Raw genomic sequence first — 803 nt, forward strand, 5'->3', positions numbered from 1 at the left:
CTGGTCACCAGCAGTGAGCCGCTGCCGCTGCTGGTGGAGCGGGAGCGGGCCCTGTACGGCTCGTGGTACGAGTTCTTCCCGCGTTCGGAGGGCACCCCCGAGCAGCCCCACGGCACGTTCCGCACCGCGGCCCGCAGGCTGCCGGCGATCGCGGCGATGGGCTTCGACGTGGTCTACCTGCCGCCGATCCACCCCATCGGGACGACGTTCCGCAAGGGCAGGAACAACGCCCTCTCCCCCGGCCCGGACGATGTGGGTGTGCCGTGGGCGATCGGCTCGCCCGAGGGCGGGCACGACGCCGTGCACCCCGACCTGGGCACCCTGGAGGACTTCGTCTGGTTCGTCGGGCGGGCGCGGGAGCTGGGCATGGAGGTGGCGCTGGACTTCGCGCTGCAGTGCTCCCCGGACCACCCCTGGGTGCACAAGCACCCGGAGTGGTTCCACCACCGCCCCGACGGCACCATCGCCTACGCGGAGAACCCGCCGAAGAAGTACCAGGACATCTACCCCATCGCCTTCGACGCCGACATGGACGGTCTGGTGGCGGAGACGGTGCGGGTGCTGCGGCACTGGATGGACGCCGGGGTGCGGATCTTCCGGGTGGACAATCCGCACACCAAGCCGGTGGTGTTCTGGGAGCGGGTGATCGGCGAGATCAACCGCACCGACCCCGATGTGATCTTCCTGGCCGAGGCGTTCACCCGGCCGGCGATGATGCACACCCTGGCCCAGATCGGCTTCCAGCAGTCCTACACCTACTTCACCTGGCGCAACTCCAAAGAGGAGCTGACCGAGTACCTCAC

1 pseudogene is annotated in these 803 nt (G+C 69.1%); it reads left to right on the plus strand.

The features are described 5' to 3' along the window. Positions 1 to 803 (plus strand): annotated as a pseudogene (locus K4G64_RS39385) (alpha-1,4-glucan--maltose-1-phosphate maltosyltransferase); the annotation flags it as partial.

The sequence above is a fragment of the Streptomyces sp. WAC04114 genome (assembly GCF_019733245.1).
Lineage (GTDB): Bacteria > Actinomycetota > Actinomycetes > Streptomycetales > Streptomycetaceae > Streptomyces > Streptomyces massasporeus_A.